This window comes from candidate division TA06 bacterium (assembly GCA_016208585.1).
In the GTDB taxonomy this organism is placed as follows: Bacteria; Edwardsbacteria; AC1; order AC1; family EtOH8; genus UBA5202.
This window is the reverse complement of the sequence record JACQXR010000159.1, coordinates 1-17,863: the sequence shown is the minus strand read 5'-3', so window position 1 is coordinate 17,863 and position 17,863 is coordinate 1. Positions and strand designations below refer to the sequence as shown.

At 53.0% G+C, this 17,863-nt stretch carries 12 protein-coding genes; all 12 read left to right on the top strand.

Features of this window, described 5'->3' with window-relative positions; all coding sequences use genetic code 11:
• Positions 1-4,528, top strand: a 4,528-nt coding sequence (locus tag HY768_11480) for a T9SS type A sorting domain-containing protein (GenBank protein MBI4727816.1), incomplete at its 5' end; no start/stop codon positions are given.
• A gap of 110 nt (positions 4,529-4,638) precedes the next feature.
• On the top strand, positions 4,639-5,685 hold the full coding sequence (locus HY768_11475) for a chemotaxis response regulator protein-glutamate methylesterase (protein ID MBI4727815.1): 1,047 nt from the start codon (positions 4,639-4,641) through the stop codon (positions 5,683-5,685).
• Between the two features lie 221 nt (positions 5,686-5,906).
• Positions 5,907-6,761, top strand: a complete 855-nt coding sequence (locus HY768_11470) for a tetratricopeptide repeat protein (protein ID MBI4727814.1) — start codon at positions 5,907-5,909, stop codon at positions 6,759-6,761.
• Between the two features lie 3 nt (positions 6,762-6,764).
• Positions 6,765-7,184: a chemotaxis protein CheW gene (locus tag HY768_11465; protein ID MBI4727813.1), complete on the top strand. Its 420-nt coding sequence runs from the start codon at positions 6,765-6,767 to the stop codon at positions 7,182-7,184.
• 233 nt (positions 7,185-7,417) lie between these two features.
• Positions 7,418-7,765 carry a hypothetical protein gene (locus tag HY768_11460; GenBank protein ID MBI4727812.1) on the top strand — a complete coding sequence of 116 codons (348 nt, stop codon included), beginning with the start codon at positions 7,418-7,420 and terminating at the stop codon, positions 7,763-7,765.
• Positions 7,766-8,182: 417 nt separating this feature from the next.
• Positions 8,183-10,225: a methyl-accepting chemotaxis protein gene (locus tag HY768_11455; GenBank protein MBI4727811.1), complete on the top strand. Its 2,043-nt coding sequence runs from the start codon at positions 8,183-8,185 to the stop codon at positions 10,223-10,225.
• Entirely contained in the window at positions 10,222-11,991 is a 1,770-nt protein-coding gene (locus HY768_11450; GenBank protein MBI4727810.1) for a hypothetical protein, read from the top strand. Before HY768_11455 ends, HY768_11450 begins: the two co-directional genes overlap by 4 nt.
• Position 11,992: 1 nt before the next feature.
• Positions 11,993-12,367: a hypothetical protein gene (locus HY768_11445; protein ID MBI4727809.1), complete on the top strand. Its 375-nt coding sequence runs from the start codon at positions 11,993-11,995 to the stop codon at positions 12,365-12,367.
• A complete protein-coding gene (locus tag HY768_11440) occupies positions 12,364-14,088 on the top strand; it encodes a serine/threonine protein kinase (GenBank protein ID MBI4727808.1) in 1,725 nt (574 codons plus the stop codon). The genes HY768_11445 and HY768_11440 overlap by 4 nt, the downstream gene beginning before the upstream one ends.
• On the top strand, positions 14,085-14,798 hold the full coding sequence (locus HY768_11435; protein ID MBI4727807.1) for a hypothetical protein: 714 nt from the start codon (positions 14,085-14,087) through the stop codon (positions 14,796-14,798). Before HY768_11440 ends, HY768_11435 begins: the two co-directional genes overlap by 4 nt.
• An 8-nt stretch (positions 14,799-14,806) precedes the next feature.
• The gene (locus HY768_11430) at positions 14,807-15,769 is read left to right on the top strand and encodes a carboxypeptidase regulatory-like domain-containing protein (GenBank protein MBI4727806.1); all 963 of its coding nucleotides are present in this window, start codon (positions 14,807-14,809) and stop codon (positions 15,767-15,769) included.
• A 19-nt stretch (positions 15,770-15,788) separates the two neighbouring features.
• Positions 15,789-17,306 carry a sigma 54-interacting transcriptional regulator gene (locus HY768_11425; protein ID MBI4727805.1) on the top strand — a complete coding sequence of 506 codons (1,518 nt, stop codon included), beginning with the start codon at positions 15,789-15,791 and terminating at the stop codon, positions 17,304-17,306.
• The last annotated feature ends 557 nt before the right edge of the window (positions 17,307-17,863 follow it).

Genomic DNA, 17,863 nt, shown 5'->3' with positions numbered 1-17,863 from the left:
TTTCCCCATCGGGGAGTTCGGCGCGTGGCCATCCTGCGATTTTAGGACCTGGGCCCGGGGCGCAGATACCTGTAATATCAATACCATCTATCTGGTCGGATATTCTCCTTCCCAACTCCAGTCCAGGTTGGCCGTGCTTAAAAGTATCGGCCAAAAGGCCCTGCTGGGGATCTGCTACACCGGCGCTAACACCCTTTACAATCTGGAGCGATTCTCCGGCGGGGTATATGCCAGGTATGAGGGGAACCACCGGTATTACGGCAAGGAAAGCCGCCCCGGCAGGGTGGGATCCTACGACGCCGACAGCAACGCCTGGTTTTGTCCGGCTCCGCCTATCCATGGCGCTGGGTATGCGTTGTTGTGGGACAGTTTGTTATGCGCTAACGACGACCCGAACAGAGATGACCTTAAATACCGCAACCGCACTTGCCGGGAGCCCCGGGCCGACGACGCCACGTATTTAGGCGCTACTCGGAATTATACCGCCGGTTTCAGGGTGAAATATACTGGAACCGCAGACGGCAGCCAGGTGTGCAAGATAGGGATGGTGCCTATAGCCGAAGATCTAGTGCGCCAAAGCGACAGCATTATGGTAACGCTTACCACGGACAGTTTTCCCGGGCTTGATAGCTATAAAACGTTTGACATTAAATTCAGCCGCAGCTTTTATGATCCCCAATGGCGGGACTTTGTGGTTTATACCTATGGCAATAAGGATTTATATGTGGATTACGTGGAAATACAGGATGCGGTGTATGATTCGCTAAATTCAAATATGTATAACCAAGTGATTGCAGATATAGCAAAAACATACTCCGGCCCCACCGCGCCCAACAAAGAAGCCGTCTTCCGTTATATGCTTTGCGATGAACCTTTTCGCAGTCAGTTTAAGGCGGATAGCATAGTGCAATCGCAACTAAAATTAACAAACCCCAGCTACCCCGGCATAAACCAGGTAACACCGCTTGAGCCGAACATCCATGGCGCGGATACCACAATATATTCCGAATTCATCAATGCCGTCCACCCCAACGAGCTTTCCCTGAATATTCTTCCCATATCCGGAGGTTTCTATGGCAACGCCCTCTGGGTGCGCACCCCGGTTGATTCCGGTCGCGGCCTGCAAAACCGGTTCGACACCATGGCCATTGCCCTTAGCGCCGCCAAGCATGCCTGCAACAGCGCCGACATTCCCCTGTACGTTCAGATCCAAAGCTTCGGCGACTACAAATATCAGGATACCCTGATAGACACCACGATAAACGGCGAAGGCAATTTCCGTAGACCCACTCCCCGGGAGATATCCTGCATGGCCAATCTGTCCCTGTGTTACGGGGCCACCGGATTGTTTTATTACGTATATGTGGACAATATATATACGTATGATGGAATAAACTGGTTTTACCAATTGGGCTTGGTAAAACCCTCCGGGAAGCACAACGAACCTCACTGGACGGCAGTTAAAAACCTTAACGGCGGCATTAAAGCCCTAAGCCCTACGCTGATGCAACTGGCTTGGGAAACTGCCTTTAGGAAGAATGTGCCCGTAGGCACGTACCTAACCGGCATTTCCGATTCTTTGATTCAGGTGGGTATGTTCCACCATAAGACCAATGCCGACGACAAATACTTCATGCTGGTCAACCGCCACTGCCTGCCGGCCGATACGATGAGCGCTGCAGTAACGCTTAACTGGACCCCTGCCCCCGGCCAGCCAAATACATATTTCATCACGGATGTTTTGGATAACCAACGTATAACCGGTCTGCTTACCGGAGGCGCGAACCAGACAATTACGATAAAATTGCTGCCCGGCGGCGGCCGGCTGTTCAGGATAATACCTTTTGCCTCTACGCCCAAACTGGAGGGCGGAGCGGCTTACATCAACTTCAGATTTACCACGCTTTCGCCCAACATCACTTCAACGCTTTCCAACGATTCCATTCAAATAACCCAAAAATACTGGACAATCGTGCAGCCCGAAACAACCGCCAAATTTGCTTTTGGTTATTGGAAAAGTATAACCTCGGGCTGGCTGCCCTATAAAGCTTCGTCAATCCAATACTTGCAAAAATCCGAAGAGAATAAACAAAACATCTTTGAACTGCAATACAAAATAGACGGCGGCAAAATAACCACGCCCAAATTCACCGGCCAGATATATTTTAACGATGTGCCGCCCGGCACGGGCGCAGTATCCATCAACAACAACGCAACATTTACAAACTCACAAACCGTAAACGTCAAACTGACCGGTACGGACGCCTTTCCCGGCTTGTCCCAGATGCGCTTTGCCGAAACGCCGTTCGGAAATTCTTCTGGTTATGCTAACTTGGTTAAAAACGGAACATTTGACAATACCACAAGTTGGATACTGGACAACGCCGAGTTCTATAATGGTTTCTTGCATTTAAAAGGATATCATACCGGCCCCGGCCCGGCCCAGATCAGGGCTTCGGCCAAACAGATCATCCCCGGAACAGAATTAACTCCTTTTAAAAACAAGCTGCTGCGGCTGACCGACGACGTCTACGCCCACGATGTGATATTTTCGTACAAAATAGTGGATGTCTTTTATGCCGATGTAGTTGAACCCAATTATGCCGCAACAGTTGAGCCACGTTTTGTAAGATTGCTTGAAAAGCCTATAGCCTCCACCCCCGAAGTGATTTGGAAACAAAACTCGGATACTTTTACCCTTAAGGTGGATGCCACCCGGCCCTTGGGCAGAATGGAGGTAAGCTATAATATATATGGGATAACAGTCCCGCCCCCGCCGGATGACGATGCTCTCTTAAACACGATAGCGGTTGATAACATCCGCTTGGAGCCGGTTAGCGTCCTGAATTCCACCGCCGGGCCGTATGTCTACGATGGCTGGATCAACTGCGACACAATCGGGACGTATCAATGCGCATTATCCTTGGGCGATGGGACAAAACGGGTCTATCTGCAGTTGAAAGACCTGGCCGGCAACATCAGCTTAGAACCCGGCTGGTCGGACAATATCGTGCTGGACCAGACCTTGCCCGCGGCAACCATCCATTCGCCGCGAAACCGCACGAATGTGAACGTTGACACCTTTTCGGTCTGGTGTACCGTCAACGACAACTTTGTCATTAAAAGTTGGGCTCTGGAACTGAAACAGCATAACCTGACGACATGGCAAACCGTCAAATCCGGTATTTATCGCATAACCAAACGTCCGGTCTTTATCAACTGCGACTCGCTGGGGATGGTCGCCGGCAATTGCTATGATTTCCAGCTTATGGCAACTGATTCGGCCTGCAATAACGGCACGGCAACAATAACCATCTATTATTGTTATAATATGAAACCATTGGTTGGCATAGACCCTGATTTTGCCGTATTCTCATCACTGCCGGTTGACGCCGCCTGCGATAATTGGGGCAATATCTACGCCACCGATACCCAGGCCGATAAAATATGGGAATTCTCGCCTGCCGGCGACGTCCTGCTTTGTTTCGGTTCTAAATCTACCGGTCAAAATCCCAACGGCTTTAATCAGCCGCAGGGGATTGCCGTGGACAATTCCGGCGTTATCTATGCAGCGGATTGTTATAATCATCGTGTCGGCCGTTTCAACCAGAACGGTGAGTTAATCGGATGGTTCGGCAGCAAAGGCTCAAATGACGGCGAGTTCAACCAGCCTATCGGCCTGGCGATCAGCAATGAAAACAGTCAGACCATGCTGTATGTAACCGACAATAAGAACAACCGGGTGCAAAAGTTTAAGAGCGATGGAACATTCATTAAAGCCTTCGGGAAGGATGTATTGCAGCAGCCAACCGGCTTAGCGGCAAGGAATGACGCCGTTGAAAACGAGACAGTAACTTCTATCTATGTTTCGGATTCCAAAAATAACAGGGTAGCAGTTTTTGATACATCCGGAAAAATCGTAGATTTATTAGGCGCCGGGCTTGATTTAAAACAGCCATGGGACGTCTGCTTTGACATTTACAATAACCTTTACATTGCCGATGTCTACAATAACCGGGTGATTGAGCTTGACCCCTGGCACAACGCGCTTTTGACTTTTGGAGTTCAGGGGCAGGAAGCCGGTCAATTCAAACTGCCGCAGGGTCTGGCGGTAAGCCCGGATGGCAAGTATGTTTATGTCGTTGACACCCACAACAACCGGATACAGCGTTTCAAGATGTATTTCGACATGGACGCATTGGGCGGGCCGCAACTTGCGGGCAAAAGGCAAACTACAAATTCTGTACCCACTGTATTTGGGCTAAGCCAATGCTATCCCAATCCCTGCCAGCAAGCAACGACGATCAATTATCAATTGGCAAAACAAGGCCGGGTCAGCCTGAAGGTTTACAACACTTTGGGGCAGGCTGTAAAAACACTGGTCAACGAAAACCAGCAGCCCGGTTATTACTCAATCAATTGGGACGGCAAAGATGAAAGTAACCGGCAAGCGGCCACGGGTATATATTTTTACAGATTGCAAACGGGATCGTTCAGCGACACTAAAAAGGCGATGGTGCTTAGATAAACTCAGCACAAGCGCTTCGACTTGCCCTGAGGTAGGCCAACTTGCTTGGCAAACGAACGGGTAAACCGGCGTTTAATATGCAAACGACCCTTAAGAAATTGGTGCGATAAATGCCCAATAAAAATCCCATAAGAGTACTGGTGGTTGACGATTCCGCCCTGATGAGGAAGATGCTGGGTGACATTGTTTCCGGCGCTCCGGGCTTGGAACTGGCCGGAACCGCCAATGACGGGCTGGAATGCCTGGCCCAGGTTAAAAAACTGAAGCCGGACGTGGTGACCTTGGATATCGAGATGCCGGTCATGGACGGACTGCAGGCTTTGGCCCGGATGATGAGCGAGACGCCGGTGGCGGTGCTGATCCTTTCGGCCCATGCCGTAGAGGGGGCCGAGGCCACCTTGCTGGCCCTGGAGTTGGGAGCGGTTGATTTCATCACCAAACCGTCAGGCTCCATTTCTTTGGACATAGAAAAAGTCCGGCAGCAGTTGGTGGAAAAGATATTCATGGCGGCCGGAGTGAATCTGGAAAGGCTCAGGACCCAGCGGCATAAAAAATCCGAACCGGCCCCTGCTAAAACCCCGTCCAGACCGCAGGGTCAGAAAATAGTGGCCATCGGTTCGTCCACCGGCGGAACCCGGGCCCTAGCAGAGATCATCCCAAAGCTTCCCGGGAACCTGAACGCCGGATTGATTCTCATCCAGCACATGCCGGCGGGCTTCACCAAATCCCTGGCCGAAAGGCTTTCCTCCCGCAGCCGGATCATAGTCCGGGAGGCCAGAGAAGGCGACCAGATAAGGCCTGGGTTGGCCCTAATGGCGCCAGCCGATTATCACCTGACCTTGGACGCATCCGGCCCAAAGATCCAGCTTAACCAGGATCCGCCCCGTTTCGGGGTCCGGCCCTCGGTGGACGTGACCATGGAATCTCTGGCGGCCAGCGCCAAAGTTCCCATAGTGGGCGTGATCTTGACCGGGATGGGGCATGACGGGGCCAAAGGAATGGCGGCCATAAAACGGGAAGGCGGGCATACCATCGTCGAGGACCGCAGCAGCTGCGTGGTGTTTGGGATGCCCAAATCGGCCATCGAGACCGGGATGGTGGACCTGGTATTACCGCTGGACCAGATACCTCAGGCTATTATTTCGGCTTGTTCCTAAAAACATTTGATTGATTATCCAATTAACTCAGGATATATCCTGGATTATTTCCCAGACACTGAATTACACTGATATTTTTTCTATTTGGGTTTTCCTAACTATAGATGTGCATTCGGTAAAAAACTTTTATAATCGACATTCAACAGTGTTTGTCGGTGTCTAAAAAGGTTCCGGAGTAGATTAGATAGCCATTAATTAATATTTGAAAAGGGGAAGCTAAAATGCCGGTGCTGGAAGATATCGTCAAAGATTATCAGGGCAAGATCGCGGTCCTTAAAGAGCGGCTCAAGGCCCCGGAAGCCAAGGATCAGGAGGGACAGATGGAGCGGGAGCTCCGCAAATTATATAAGGACATTGCCATAGCCCTGAAGCACCTTTTAAGCCTGCAGGACTCCGTCAAATCGCTGATCTCGGTCTACAAATCGGCTTCGGTCAGCGACGACCAGTCCAAACTGCTGATCCGCTCCTTCGTCGAGACCATGCGCACCGACAGCCTGGGGAGTTCCACCTATGTGGCCGAAGGCTGGAATCAGATCTGCCGCGGGGAATACGAGCAAGCCATTAACTCGCTCGCCAACGCGGTCAAATTGAATTCCACCGACACCAAGGCCATGGGGCTTTTAGGCTGGGCCTACAGCTACCAGGGCAGCTACGACCAGGCCCTGGAGATCTGCCTTAAAGTGCTGCAGCTGGAGCCCAACAACGACGCGGTACGCAATAACCTGGGCTTTGTCTGCCTCAAAAAACAGATTTATGGCGAGGCCATCGAGCATTTCAGCCGGGTGCTGAAATCGGGCAAGGACCGGACCGCGGTGCTTTACTCCCACTATTACCTGGGGCTGGTCTACTTGGAAAGGCAGATGCTGGATGACGCCATCTTCTTCTTTTCCAAGGCCACGGTGCTGGGGCCGAATTTGATAGAAGCATACTACCATCTGGGCCAGGCCTATTATAATAAAAAGATGCCGGGAGCGGCCATTCGGGAATGGGAGAAATGCATCAAACTTTCGCCCGGGAACTGGTGGGCCAGGGAAGCCCAGGAGCAGATCGACATATTGAAAAGCGAGGAAGCATAAAAATTGGATGAAGCCGCCGGCAAAGTCCTGATAGTCCGCTCGGGAACAGAGCATTATGCCCTTGACATGACGACGGTTCAGGAGGCGGTCTATCATCCCGACATAACCGTCCTGCCCCGGACCACCGGATTCATCGCCGGGATGTGCCTCTGGCGGGGTAAGCAGGTGCCGGTGGCCGATCTGGGCCTGTTTCTGGGGAAATCCCTGCCGGCCTCCTCCGGCGATCTGGTGATGACGGTTGTGGCCGGGAAGGAAACCGGACTGCTGGTGGAGGAGATCGGCCCCATCGTAGATATTCCCTTTAATTCCTTGATCACGGTGGATAAAAATTTTATTCCAGATCAGGAAAAAGTATTGCAAGCTTTTGAACACCAGGGGGAACTGGTATTTATCATAGAAACCAAGGCGCTGAGACTAAATTAGGCGGGTGAAGATGGGTTTGAGGGGCGGGGCAACGGGGTGCGGCAACGTTGGAAATGGCCTGCCCTGAGTTTGACATGAAAGTTTAACGAACGAATGGGTTTGAAACGGTTGAAATGGTTTGCCACCGCCGAGGGCGGGGTGCCGCCAGAGGCGGCAAAATGGTTGCAAAATAATTCCAGGTAGAAACAACATACCCCCGGCAACCCAACCATTAACTTTTAGGAGGCGCCATCATGGCCACGCGAATTGGGACAAGCTTTGCTGACCTGATCAATTTTTTGGAAGCAGCTTTGGGCGGGCTTAAAAGTTCCACCGGCGATGCGGTGCAGAAAAGGTATGCCACCGACATAGCCAAAATACTGCCCGAGCTTCGCAAGCTGGACGACAGGCAGGAGAAGGCCAAGGCCGAACTTTACACCGTCACCAAGGCTCTTACGGCAAAGGATAAAGAGGCCAGAGCAATGGGAGCCAGAATGGTAAGTTATTTGGAATCGGTTTACGGCAAGTCCGGGCCAGAACTGCAGAAGTATGGCTTCTCCCGGCGGCAGCACGGGGGCGGGCGGAAGAAGAAAACCGCCTAAAAAGAGGCTTGCGCCACCGCTGAAGATAAGGCGCACGCTTGCGTGCCGAAACTGCTGCTATGGTTGGCTACTACAGCGTGCAGGCACGAGGCAGTAAATATAATAGCGTAAGCGGTTGGGAGTTAAAAGGTTCTGATATTTAGCATTTTGGCAAAAATTGGAGGCAAACGGGGTCAGTTTGCAGGCAAAAACGGCGGGATTGCAGTCAATATTGTCAAATTGGGTTGCAATCTCACCAAAATTGGTAGCAAAGTAGCTTAGATTGCAAGCAAAGTAAGCCAGATTGCAAGCAAAGTAGGCCAGATTGCAAGCAAAGTGAGCCAGATTGACGCCGGCTTACGGGAATTGCCCCTCTTAACTTTAGCCCGGCGGTAAAATCCGGCAAACAACAATGTCAATTCATGGAGAGATAACATAATGAACAACAGATCCAAATGGCAAAGCTTATTCGCCTGGGCGGTAACGGCGCTGGGGCTTGTTTTGCTGGCCTACTTGTTGAAAGGGTTCAACCTCTCCGTCTGGCTGTTGGCCGGGCTGCTGGCGGCGGCGCTGGTCTGCCAATGGTTCACGGTAGCCCTGCCCGGCGGGGTGCATCTTTCCTTAGACCTGATTTTGGTCTATTTCATATTCTTAATGTGGGGGACCGCTCCGGCGGCTTTGGTGATAGCCGTCAGCTCGATTCCCCACCAGATCCGCCGCAAGAAGCCGTGGCGCCGGGTGTTTTTCATCGGGGCCCAGTTTGCGATGTCCGTCTATGCCATGTCCTTAGTTTTCGGCTGGCTGGGAGGGCGGGGCGGGGCGGATGTTTTGGGCTGGCTTAATATCCCGATTTTGCTGGCGGCGCTGCTGGTCTACGTCATAGTCAACGATTTCATGGTCAGCTGCTACCATGTCATCGGGAAAGACTTCGGCTGGCTGGAAGCCGTTAAAATGGCCTGGTCCGATATCAAGCTTAATTTGACTTTGGCTCCCGTCTCCATCCTGGCGGTGTTCCTTTTTTCCCGGCTGGGCTGGATAGGGCTTTTGGCCATGCTGGTTCCGGCCGGCATAATTGGCTGGGCGGTGCTGACCCTGATTAAGTCCCAGGAAAAAGACAGCAGCGTCGGCATCGAGTCCAAGTTGGTCTCCAGTTTCGCCATCGTTCTTTTTACAGCCTTGACCGTGGTCACCGGTATTTTGTTGGTGACCATGTTCAAGGTCCTGACTGTTTTTTTACAACAAGAAATGTTAGTGAGCGATCAGGCGCAGTTTTATGCCGAGATCATCACGCCGCTTTTCCAAAAAATGCTGGGCAACGTAGTGACGCTGCTTTTAGTCACCTTTATCGTAGTGATATTTCTGATCCGGGGGCTGATCCGCCGGATGGTTTCCCAGCCCATCGGCTTGCTGGGGACCATGCTCAAGGATTTGGCCGAAAGCTCGGCCGATCTGACCAGGCGGGTGCAGTGTTCGGCCAACGATGAAATAGGCCGGCTGGGCCTGCATTTCAACAGTTTCGCCGCCCGGTTAGAGGAACTGGTCCGGATCGTGATGAACACCGCCAACAACGTGGCCGCCACCTCCGAAGAACTGGCGGCCTCCACCCAGGAGATGAGCGCCTCCCAACAGGAGATCTCCGCCACCCTGCAGAGGGTTTCCCAAGGCTCGGTCACCCAAGTCTCGTCGGTCAAGGAAACCAAGGACGCCATCAACGCCATATCCGCCTCGGTGGACGAAGTGAACCTAAGCGCCCAGGCAGCGGCCCAATCGGCCAGCCAGGCTCTGGGCATGGCTTCGGAGGGCGAACGGGCCATGTCCGCCATCACCGAACAGATGGGCAAGATCGACGATACCATGTTCCGGCTTTCCTTCGTGATCGGGGGGCTGGAGAAGAAAACCGGGGAGATCAGCCAGATCACCGAACTGATTTCAGCGGTGGCCTGGCGCACCAATCTGTTGGCGTTGAACGCCGCCATTGAAGCGGCCCGGGCCGGGGAATCGGGGCGGGGTTTTGCGGTGGTGGCCGGCGAGGTCAAAAAACTGGCCGAGCGCACCGCCTCGGCCACCAAGCAGATAGACGGCCTGATCAAGGAGATCCAGTCGGAAACCACCCAGACGGTAAACGCCATGAGGGAGGGGCTGGCGGAGGTGGGCAGCGGCAAACAGCTGGCCGAGCACGGGAACAAAGCCTTTTTCCAGATCATCGAAACGGTGAAAAATTCATCCCAGGGGTCGCTCAAAATATCCCAGACCACCGAAGGACAGGTGGAGGGGGCCAAGCGGATAGTGCTGGCCATCGAGCAGGTGGAGGCGGTGGCCGAGGAAACCGCCTCGGGCATGGAGCAGACCGCGGCCGCCCACCAGGAACAGATGGCCTCGATGCAGGAGATGACCGCCAGCGCCCAGGAGCTGGCCCGGGCCGCCGAGGAGATGAAACGATTAGTGGGAAACTTTACAGTTAAGGAGGGCCAGGGAAAATGAAGCCGGATAAAAAAATAAAGCTGGCCCTGGCCTTGCCGGACCTGCTGGCCTTGTTTTTCGGAGCGCCGTTGTTAATGTATTTCGTCAGCCGGGCGGCGGCCTTTCCTCCCCAGGCCAATAAGGTCATATTATGGGCAGGCCTCCCGATTGCTCTACTGCTGGCCGGGCTGACCCAGATCTGGAACCGGAAACGTTTAAAAAACGTGGTGGCTTTTGCAACCGATCCTCAGGCGGAAGGCCAGAACATTACGGCAGCCTTTAAGGCGGCCCTGGATTTTCCTTTGGTTTCTGCTTTGCATATGACGGTTAATTTCATAGTAGCAGTTCCGGTCATCTGGCTGATCGTGGCCCTGCTGGCCCAGGCCACCAATTTCTGGTACATCGTGCTTTATTCGGTGGTAACGGCGCTGGTCCTGGGCGCTTTGATTTTTCTAATTGAAGAATTTCTGCTTAAGGATATAGTCATCCGCCTGGCCCTGCTTCATCTGGGGCGCCAGTCGGAGATCATCAGGAAAACCGTCAGGATATCCCTGACCCACCGGCTGATAGTCCTGTTCCTGGTGGTGATGATGCTTTCCCTTTCATTTGGGATAATGATGGAGCGTCTGAGCCAGCTGACCCTGATAGCCCTGATAGGCCTGGCGGCCACGTTGATCATCGCTTACCTGTCTTCCCGCAACATTACCGACGTAATTGATTCCCTGGTAGTGGCGCTGTCCGAGATCAGCGGCCAAAACCGGGGGCTGGGCCGGCATCTTCCGCTTTTGGCCAACAACGAGCTGGGCGATCTCTGCCATCAGTACAATCAGTTCGTCAACCTGCTGGACCGGCTGGTAAGCGACATAGAAAAAGTGGCGGCCGAGGTGGCGGCCAGCGCCCAGGAACTGGCCTCCTCCTCCCAGCAGATGAACGCTTCGGGGCAGGAGATCTCTTCCACCATCCAGCAGATCTCCAAGGGGGCCACCGTCCAGTCGGAGCGGCTGACCTCGGTGGCCAAGTCGCTGCAGGATTTTTCCGAAGCCGCCAAGCGGATCGATTCCCAGGTGCGGATGACCACGGTCTCGTCGCAAAGGGCGGTGGACTCATCCCAGCAGGGGGCCGCCCAAACGTCGGAGGCGGTTCAAAAAATAGCGGAGATCTATCAATCGGCCGATCAGACCAGCCAGAAGGTGGTCAAGCTGCAGCAGAAATCCAAGGAGATAGGCGGGGTGGCGGCCCTGGTGTCCAACCTGGCCCAGCAGATAGATTTTTTGGCTTTGAACGCCGCCATCGAAGCGGCCCGGGCCGGCGAGGCCGGCCAAGGGTTCTCGGTGGTGGCCGACGAGATCCGTTCCCTGGCGGTGGAGGCCGGGAATTCCGCCCAGCAGGTCTCTTCATTGATCCGCGATATTGAGGCTGAGATCGCCAAAACGGTGGAAGTGATCGCCCACACCCAGCAGTCAATAGAAAACAGCCGGACCAGCGTGGATCAGACCGAACAGGCCTTGAAGGTCATCAGCAGCACGGTGACGGTGGCCGGCGCCATGGTCAAGCAGATCTCAGAATCCAGCCGGGCCCAGACCAAAAGCGCCGGGCAGGTGGCGCAGTTGGCTTCTGAAGTATCGGCCATCGCCATCCAGACCGCGGCTTCCACCGAAGAAGTGGCGGCGGCGGTGGAGCAGCAGACCGCTTCCATGCAGGAGCTTTCGGCCGTGGCTCAAACCCTTTCGCAAACTGCCGAAAAAATGAACAGCCTGGTGTCCCGGTTCAAATCCGCAAATCAATAAAATGCGTTTGCTGATTTTTAAAATAGGTTCGGCCCGGCTGGCCCTCAAGGTTGATTCCATCATTTCGGTGGGGTTGGATAAAAAGGATGAGGGCCTAAAAAAGTCCGGAAGTTTGAAGGTGGATCTGGCCAAAATCTTGGGATTAGCCCGCTGCGAATCCCCGAATCAGGCCGTCATCAAATGCAGCCATCAGGACAAATCGTTCGAAATAAAGGCCGATGAAATATTGGGGCTGGAAGATATCGACCCGTCCAGACATCTGGCCTGGCCCGGTGTCCTATCTTTTATGGATAATTATTCCGGGGTGGCTTTGGCGGCCGGACAAACATTCCTGGACATAAACCTGAAAGCCATTTTGACCGGTTTGAAAAAATGAAGGAAAGAATCGGCAATTATCAGATAATCTCGGCGCTTTCGAGCGGGGGCATGGCCACAATTTACCTGGGACGGCATGCCGAATTAGGCCGGCAAGCGGTGATCAAACAGCTGCATCCCCATTTGGCCAACGATCAGGGTTTCGTCAAAAGATTTGAGCGCGAGGCCAAGCTGCTGGGAAGGCTGCATCACGAGAACATTGTTGACGTAACCGATTATTTTGAACTGGAGGGATCCTATTATATAATCCTGGAATACATCGACGGCTGTTCTTTAAAAGACCTGTTGGACCAACAGCCTAAGCTGCCGTTTTTGCTGGCGGTCTATGTGGTGTGCCAGATAGCCCAGGGACTCTGGCACGCCCATCAGAACCAGATCATCCACCGGGATATCAAGCCGGCCAATATCATGCTGACCAAGGGGGGCGGGGTTAAAATAACCGATTTCGGACTGGCTTACGCCCAAGAGGCTCTGGGGATAACCGATCCCGGAACTTTTGTGGGCACCCCGGCCTATCTGGCTCCGGAGCAGATAAAGGGCCAGCCGGCCGACGCCCAGTCCGATATTTATGCCCTGGGGGTGATGTTCTACGAGATGCTTTCCGGCGGCAACCCTTTTGCCGGGCAGACCCATTCCGAGACCATCGACCGGACCTTGCGGCTGATTCCCAAAAGCCTGGCCCGGCAGGATTCCGAACTGCCGTTGGGGGTGGACCCGGTCATGCAAAAACTTTTGGACAAGAATCCCAAACGCCGTTACGGCGATGCCGGAAAACTTTTAGCCGGACTGGTTCCCTACCAGATGGGCAGCCCCGAAGCGCTTTCCCGTTACCTCAGCGCGCCCCGGAACTATGTCCCCCGGCAGGAAGATCTGACCCTGATAAAAAAAATGGCCCGGGCCGAGCGGCGCATCTATGTCCTGCGGCAGACATTATTGATAATGGCTCTGATGGCGCTATTGGTGTTTTTAGGCAGTTGGAGTTACCGGACCATAACCGGATATATCGCCAGCCATAAAGCAGATAGCGCCCGAGTCCGGCCGGACACCCTGAATCAAAATCCTCCAGATACTGCCGGGCCGCCGGTCTCGCAGCCAACTGTTTTGGTGGCGGGAACTGAAGGAGCAAGGGTTACCGTGAACGGCCGGGATTACGGCAGTATTCCCCTAACCATAAATAACCTGAACCCGGGGCTACACCGGTTGATGATCTCCAAAGAAGGTTTTGAGGCAAGACGGATCAACATCAGACTAAATGCCGGTCAGAGTCTTAACCTTACGGCCGATCTGATCCCGCAAAATCTTGCCCCCGGTTTTCTGAAGCTCTCGGTGAAACCCTGGGCCGAAATCTATCTCAATGGCCGCTATTACGAACGTACTCCGCTGGATAATCCAGTAAAGCTTTCTCCCGGACAATATCAACTGATATTGAGGCATCCCAACCGCCGGGAATACCTGAGTAATCTGGTCATAAAACCAGGCGACACCTTATCGTTGGATGTAACCATGCCGGAGGCCTTCGGGCGCTTAAGGCTTACCGTCTCGCCTTGGGCCGTGGTCTATATAGACGGAGAGGAAATGGGAACCACTCCGCTGGGGGCGCCGCTTAAGCTTTCCATCGGGGAACACGAACTAAAGCTTTCGGGGCCGTTGGGAAAAGAGTGGAAAGAAAACCTGAACATCGAAGAGGACAAGACTTTGGATCGGAATATAATCCTGCAATGAAAAGAATAATATTCATATCGTTCTTGCTGGCCTGGCCAGCCTGGTCCCCACAAGTTCATGCTCAAAGCGCGAACTATCTGGGGGTGGTGGTGGCCTCCTATGAGCGGGGATATTACGATGAGGTGGTCGGTAATGCCCAAAAAGCCCTGGCCGATACGGCTCCCTATACCCCCAGCGATCTGGTCTATCTCCGCACCTACCTATCTTTTTCCCTGGTGGCCCTGGGGAATGACGATCAGGCGGTGGAAGTATTCAAGATCATCCTGGTTTCCAAGCCTAAGCTGGAATTGAACCCGGAATTCGTCTCTCCCAAAATAATCAGCGTTTTCAAACGAGCCCAGCTAGAGGTCGCTCAAAGCCAGGGGCAATCAGGGGTGCAGCCCGGGCTGATTTTTGATAAGGGCAAGCCAAAAAAAATGCCCTGTTTGTGGCGCGCCGCCCTGTGGCCGGGCTGGGGCCAGTCATACCGGGGAGAAATTAAAAAGGGAAAGATCCTCAAACGATCGGCTCTGGGAATTGCCGCCGGACTGGGCGCGGTATTTTTAGGCACATATTTAAGCCATCAAAGTTATCTGAATGCCACCGATCCGGATGTCATCGGGTCCAAATATGACACCTATAATGCCTGGTATAAAACCCGCAGTTTCGGGATCAACCTGGCAATATCCTTTTGGTTTTACAGCGCACTGGACATAGTCCTTACTGACTGAATCATGCCATGAATAAAACAAAAATATCAACATTGCTATTGGTTCTGGGCCTGTTGTCCGGATTGGGCTGCGGGCCGGATGCCAAACGTGATAACCCGCTTGATCCGGTCAACGGCCGGGGGGTTTGGGGCACGGTCCGTAATTCCAAAGCATCACCGGTGCCGGGAGCGGTGGTCACCGCCGGGCCGGTCAACATCAACACAGTTTGCGACGCCCAGGGGGGCTATCAGCTGGAATTGCCGGGAGGGGAAAGATATATCCTTGCCGTCCGTCATCCCCAGTATTACGACGCTGCGGACACCATAGATGTTCCATCCGACGGGAAACTGGAATATGATTTCATAATAACTGGAAAACCGTCACTGTCCAACCCCAGGGTTAACACCTATGTGATAGCACATGAAAACGGCCAATTGGACAGAGGGCTTGTACTGGAATGCCTGGGAACCCATCCCGAGGGGCAGGCCTCTTTGGATGCGTATTTGTTCTATGCCATGGTGGAAGGCAAAACTTATCCGGCCGATAGCAGCAAGCCGGATGTTTCCGTCAAAAAATATGCCTGGGATCTGAATCTGGAGTTGATTTATGGGACCATATACGATCCTGAATCATTGGCCGCTTGGATAATAGGAAAGACCGTAACTTTTTCCATAGAACCTGGCGAGGGTCTGGCCCCACGTCAGGCCACGGTCCCGTTGTTCAGTCCCGTTCCGACAAGCCTTGTACCCAATAATGGAGCAGCTTTGGCTTTGCCCGGTAATTTGAGTTGGACCAACGCCCAAGCCAGCGGAGTAGACATCACTATAGAGATCTGGCAGGGCACTCAGAAATATTGGTCTTTAACAACAGCTAACGTATCCAATGTACAATGCACGGCCACACTTGCCGCCGGCGTTTACCTCTGGCTGGTAAGGGCCACCGACGGCGATGGGAATTCCGCCGCCGTCGAAGCTACTTTCACCATACCTTAATAAAATCCGATAAACAAAAATGTCTATCGAGGAATTAAAACAAGTCGACAAAGAGGGGATGCTGGCTCTTTATGACATCAGCCAGGTGATCAACTCCATCCAGGAGCCGGAGGAGCTGTTCAACCGGGTGATGGACCTGGTGATATCCACCACCAAGGCCGAGCGGGGCCTGCTAATGATAAAAGAACAGCCTTTGGGAGAATTGGCGGTCAAGGTGGCCCGCAACTTCCAGCACCGGCCCATCGAAAACCCCGATGAAATTTCTCAGACCATCATCAATCAGGTGCTGGAAAGCGGCGAAGGAACACTGACCTCGGACGCCAGGACCGATCCCCGTTTCTCCGGCTCGGAGAGCGTGCTGCTTTACAACATTCTCTCCATCATCTGCGTGCCGCTCAAAAAGCAGGATCAAATCATCGGCCTGATCTATGTGGACAGCCGCACCACCAAAAACGTATTCACCGAACGGGACAAAGTATTTTTGGCGGCCTTCGCCAATATGGCGGCCATCTCCATCGAGAACGCCAAACTCCAGGCCCGCCTAAGACAGGAAAACCTGATCCTAAAGGAGGAGATCAGCCGTCAGTACCGGTTCGAAAATATTGTCGGCCAGTCTCCCAAATTCCTGGTGGCCCTTTCGGTGGTGGAAAAGGTGATAGAGAGCAGTGTTCCGGTTCTGATCCAGGGCGACTCCGGTACCGGCAAAGAACTGGTGGCCAAGGCCATTCATTATAACGGCCCCCGCAAGGAAAAGAATTTTGTGGCCCAATATTGCGGAGCCCTGCCCGAGACCCTGTTGGAATCTGAATTGTTCGGTTATAAAAAAGGCGCCTTTACCGGGGCCTTGAGCAATAAAATGGGGCTGTTTGAAATGGCCGACGGCGGCACGTTTTTCCTGGACGAGATCGGCGATATCTCTCCGGCCATCCAGGCTAAACTTTTGCGGGTGCTTCAGGACGGCGAGATGCGCAGGGTGGGAGATACCCAGAGCATCAAAGTAAATGTCCGGGTTATATCGGCCACCAACCGGGATCTGGTCCAAGAGGTCAAATCCGGACGATTCCGGGAGGATCTTTTCTACCGCCTTAATGTGGTAACCATCAACCTGCCCAATCTGCGGGACCGGCAAAGCGACATCCCACTGCTCTGCCGGCATTTTCTCCAGACGGCAGCTGCGGCTCAGGCTAAAGGAATCGATCAGATAGAAAACAAAGCCCTGGCTGTTTTGATGGATTACAGCTGGCCGGGCAACATCCGGGAGCTGGAGAACGTCATTTCCTATGCAGTGGTAATGGCCAAGGGTCAGACCATCCGGTTGGATGATCTGCCGGAACAGATCAAAACCGTCAAGTCCGAACCCGCTGCAACAATATCCGGGCAGACCATGAGGGAGATGGAAAAGAACTTGATCATCGCGACATTAAAAGACTGCCAGGGCAACCGCCGCCAGACGGCGGACCAGCTGGGGATCAGCCTGAGGACACTCCAATACAAACTGAAAGAACTTAAGCGCGATGATGCCGTTTCCGAAGGCTGATGGCCGTTATTTTTTGGGTTACAAACCCTGCCCGGTCAGCATGGATTGCCGGGAATGCAGTGAATATAGCCACTGGAAAGAAAATATCCTGTTGATCAAGACTGCCGCCAAAGGGAATGTGATGACCGTCTGGGTCAGATTTTTCTGGCAAATTGCTACTAAAACCCAAAACGAGAGGATATGATGTCCCGGCAACAAAAAATCTCAGTAAATCCAGCAACCCAAGGTAATGATAGGCCTCCCACACTGTTGATTTATCTTGATTTTTAGAGATTTTTAGGGATTTTTACCCGGACATAATTATTATGCTACCACACATTGGGATTTTTACACTGATAGGTTTTACCTGTCGGTGTTAGGTTTTACATGTTAGGTTTTACCCTTGACAAATATTTATTTTTTAGATATACTTACTATTTTTGGGTCTTCTCCAATGAGTGTGGGTGATTTTAGGTGATTTTGGGCTACTTACAGGGGAGGAAGCGTGCAGGTCAGTACCTTCAACCGTAAGTATTCCTCGTCTCTCAAACCATACGCCCTGCGCTGAATAACCCTGA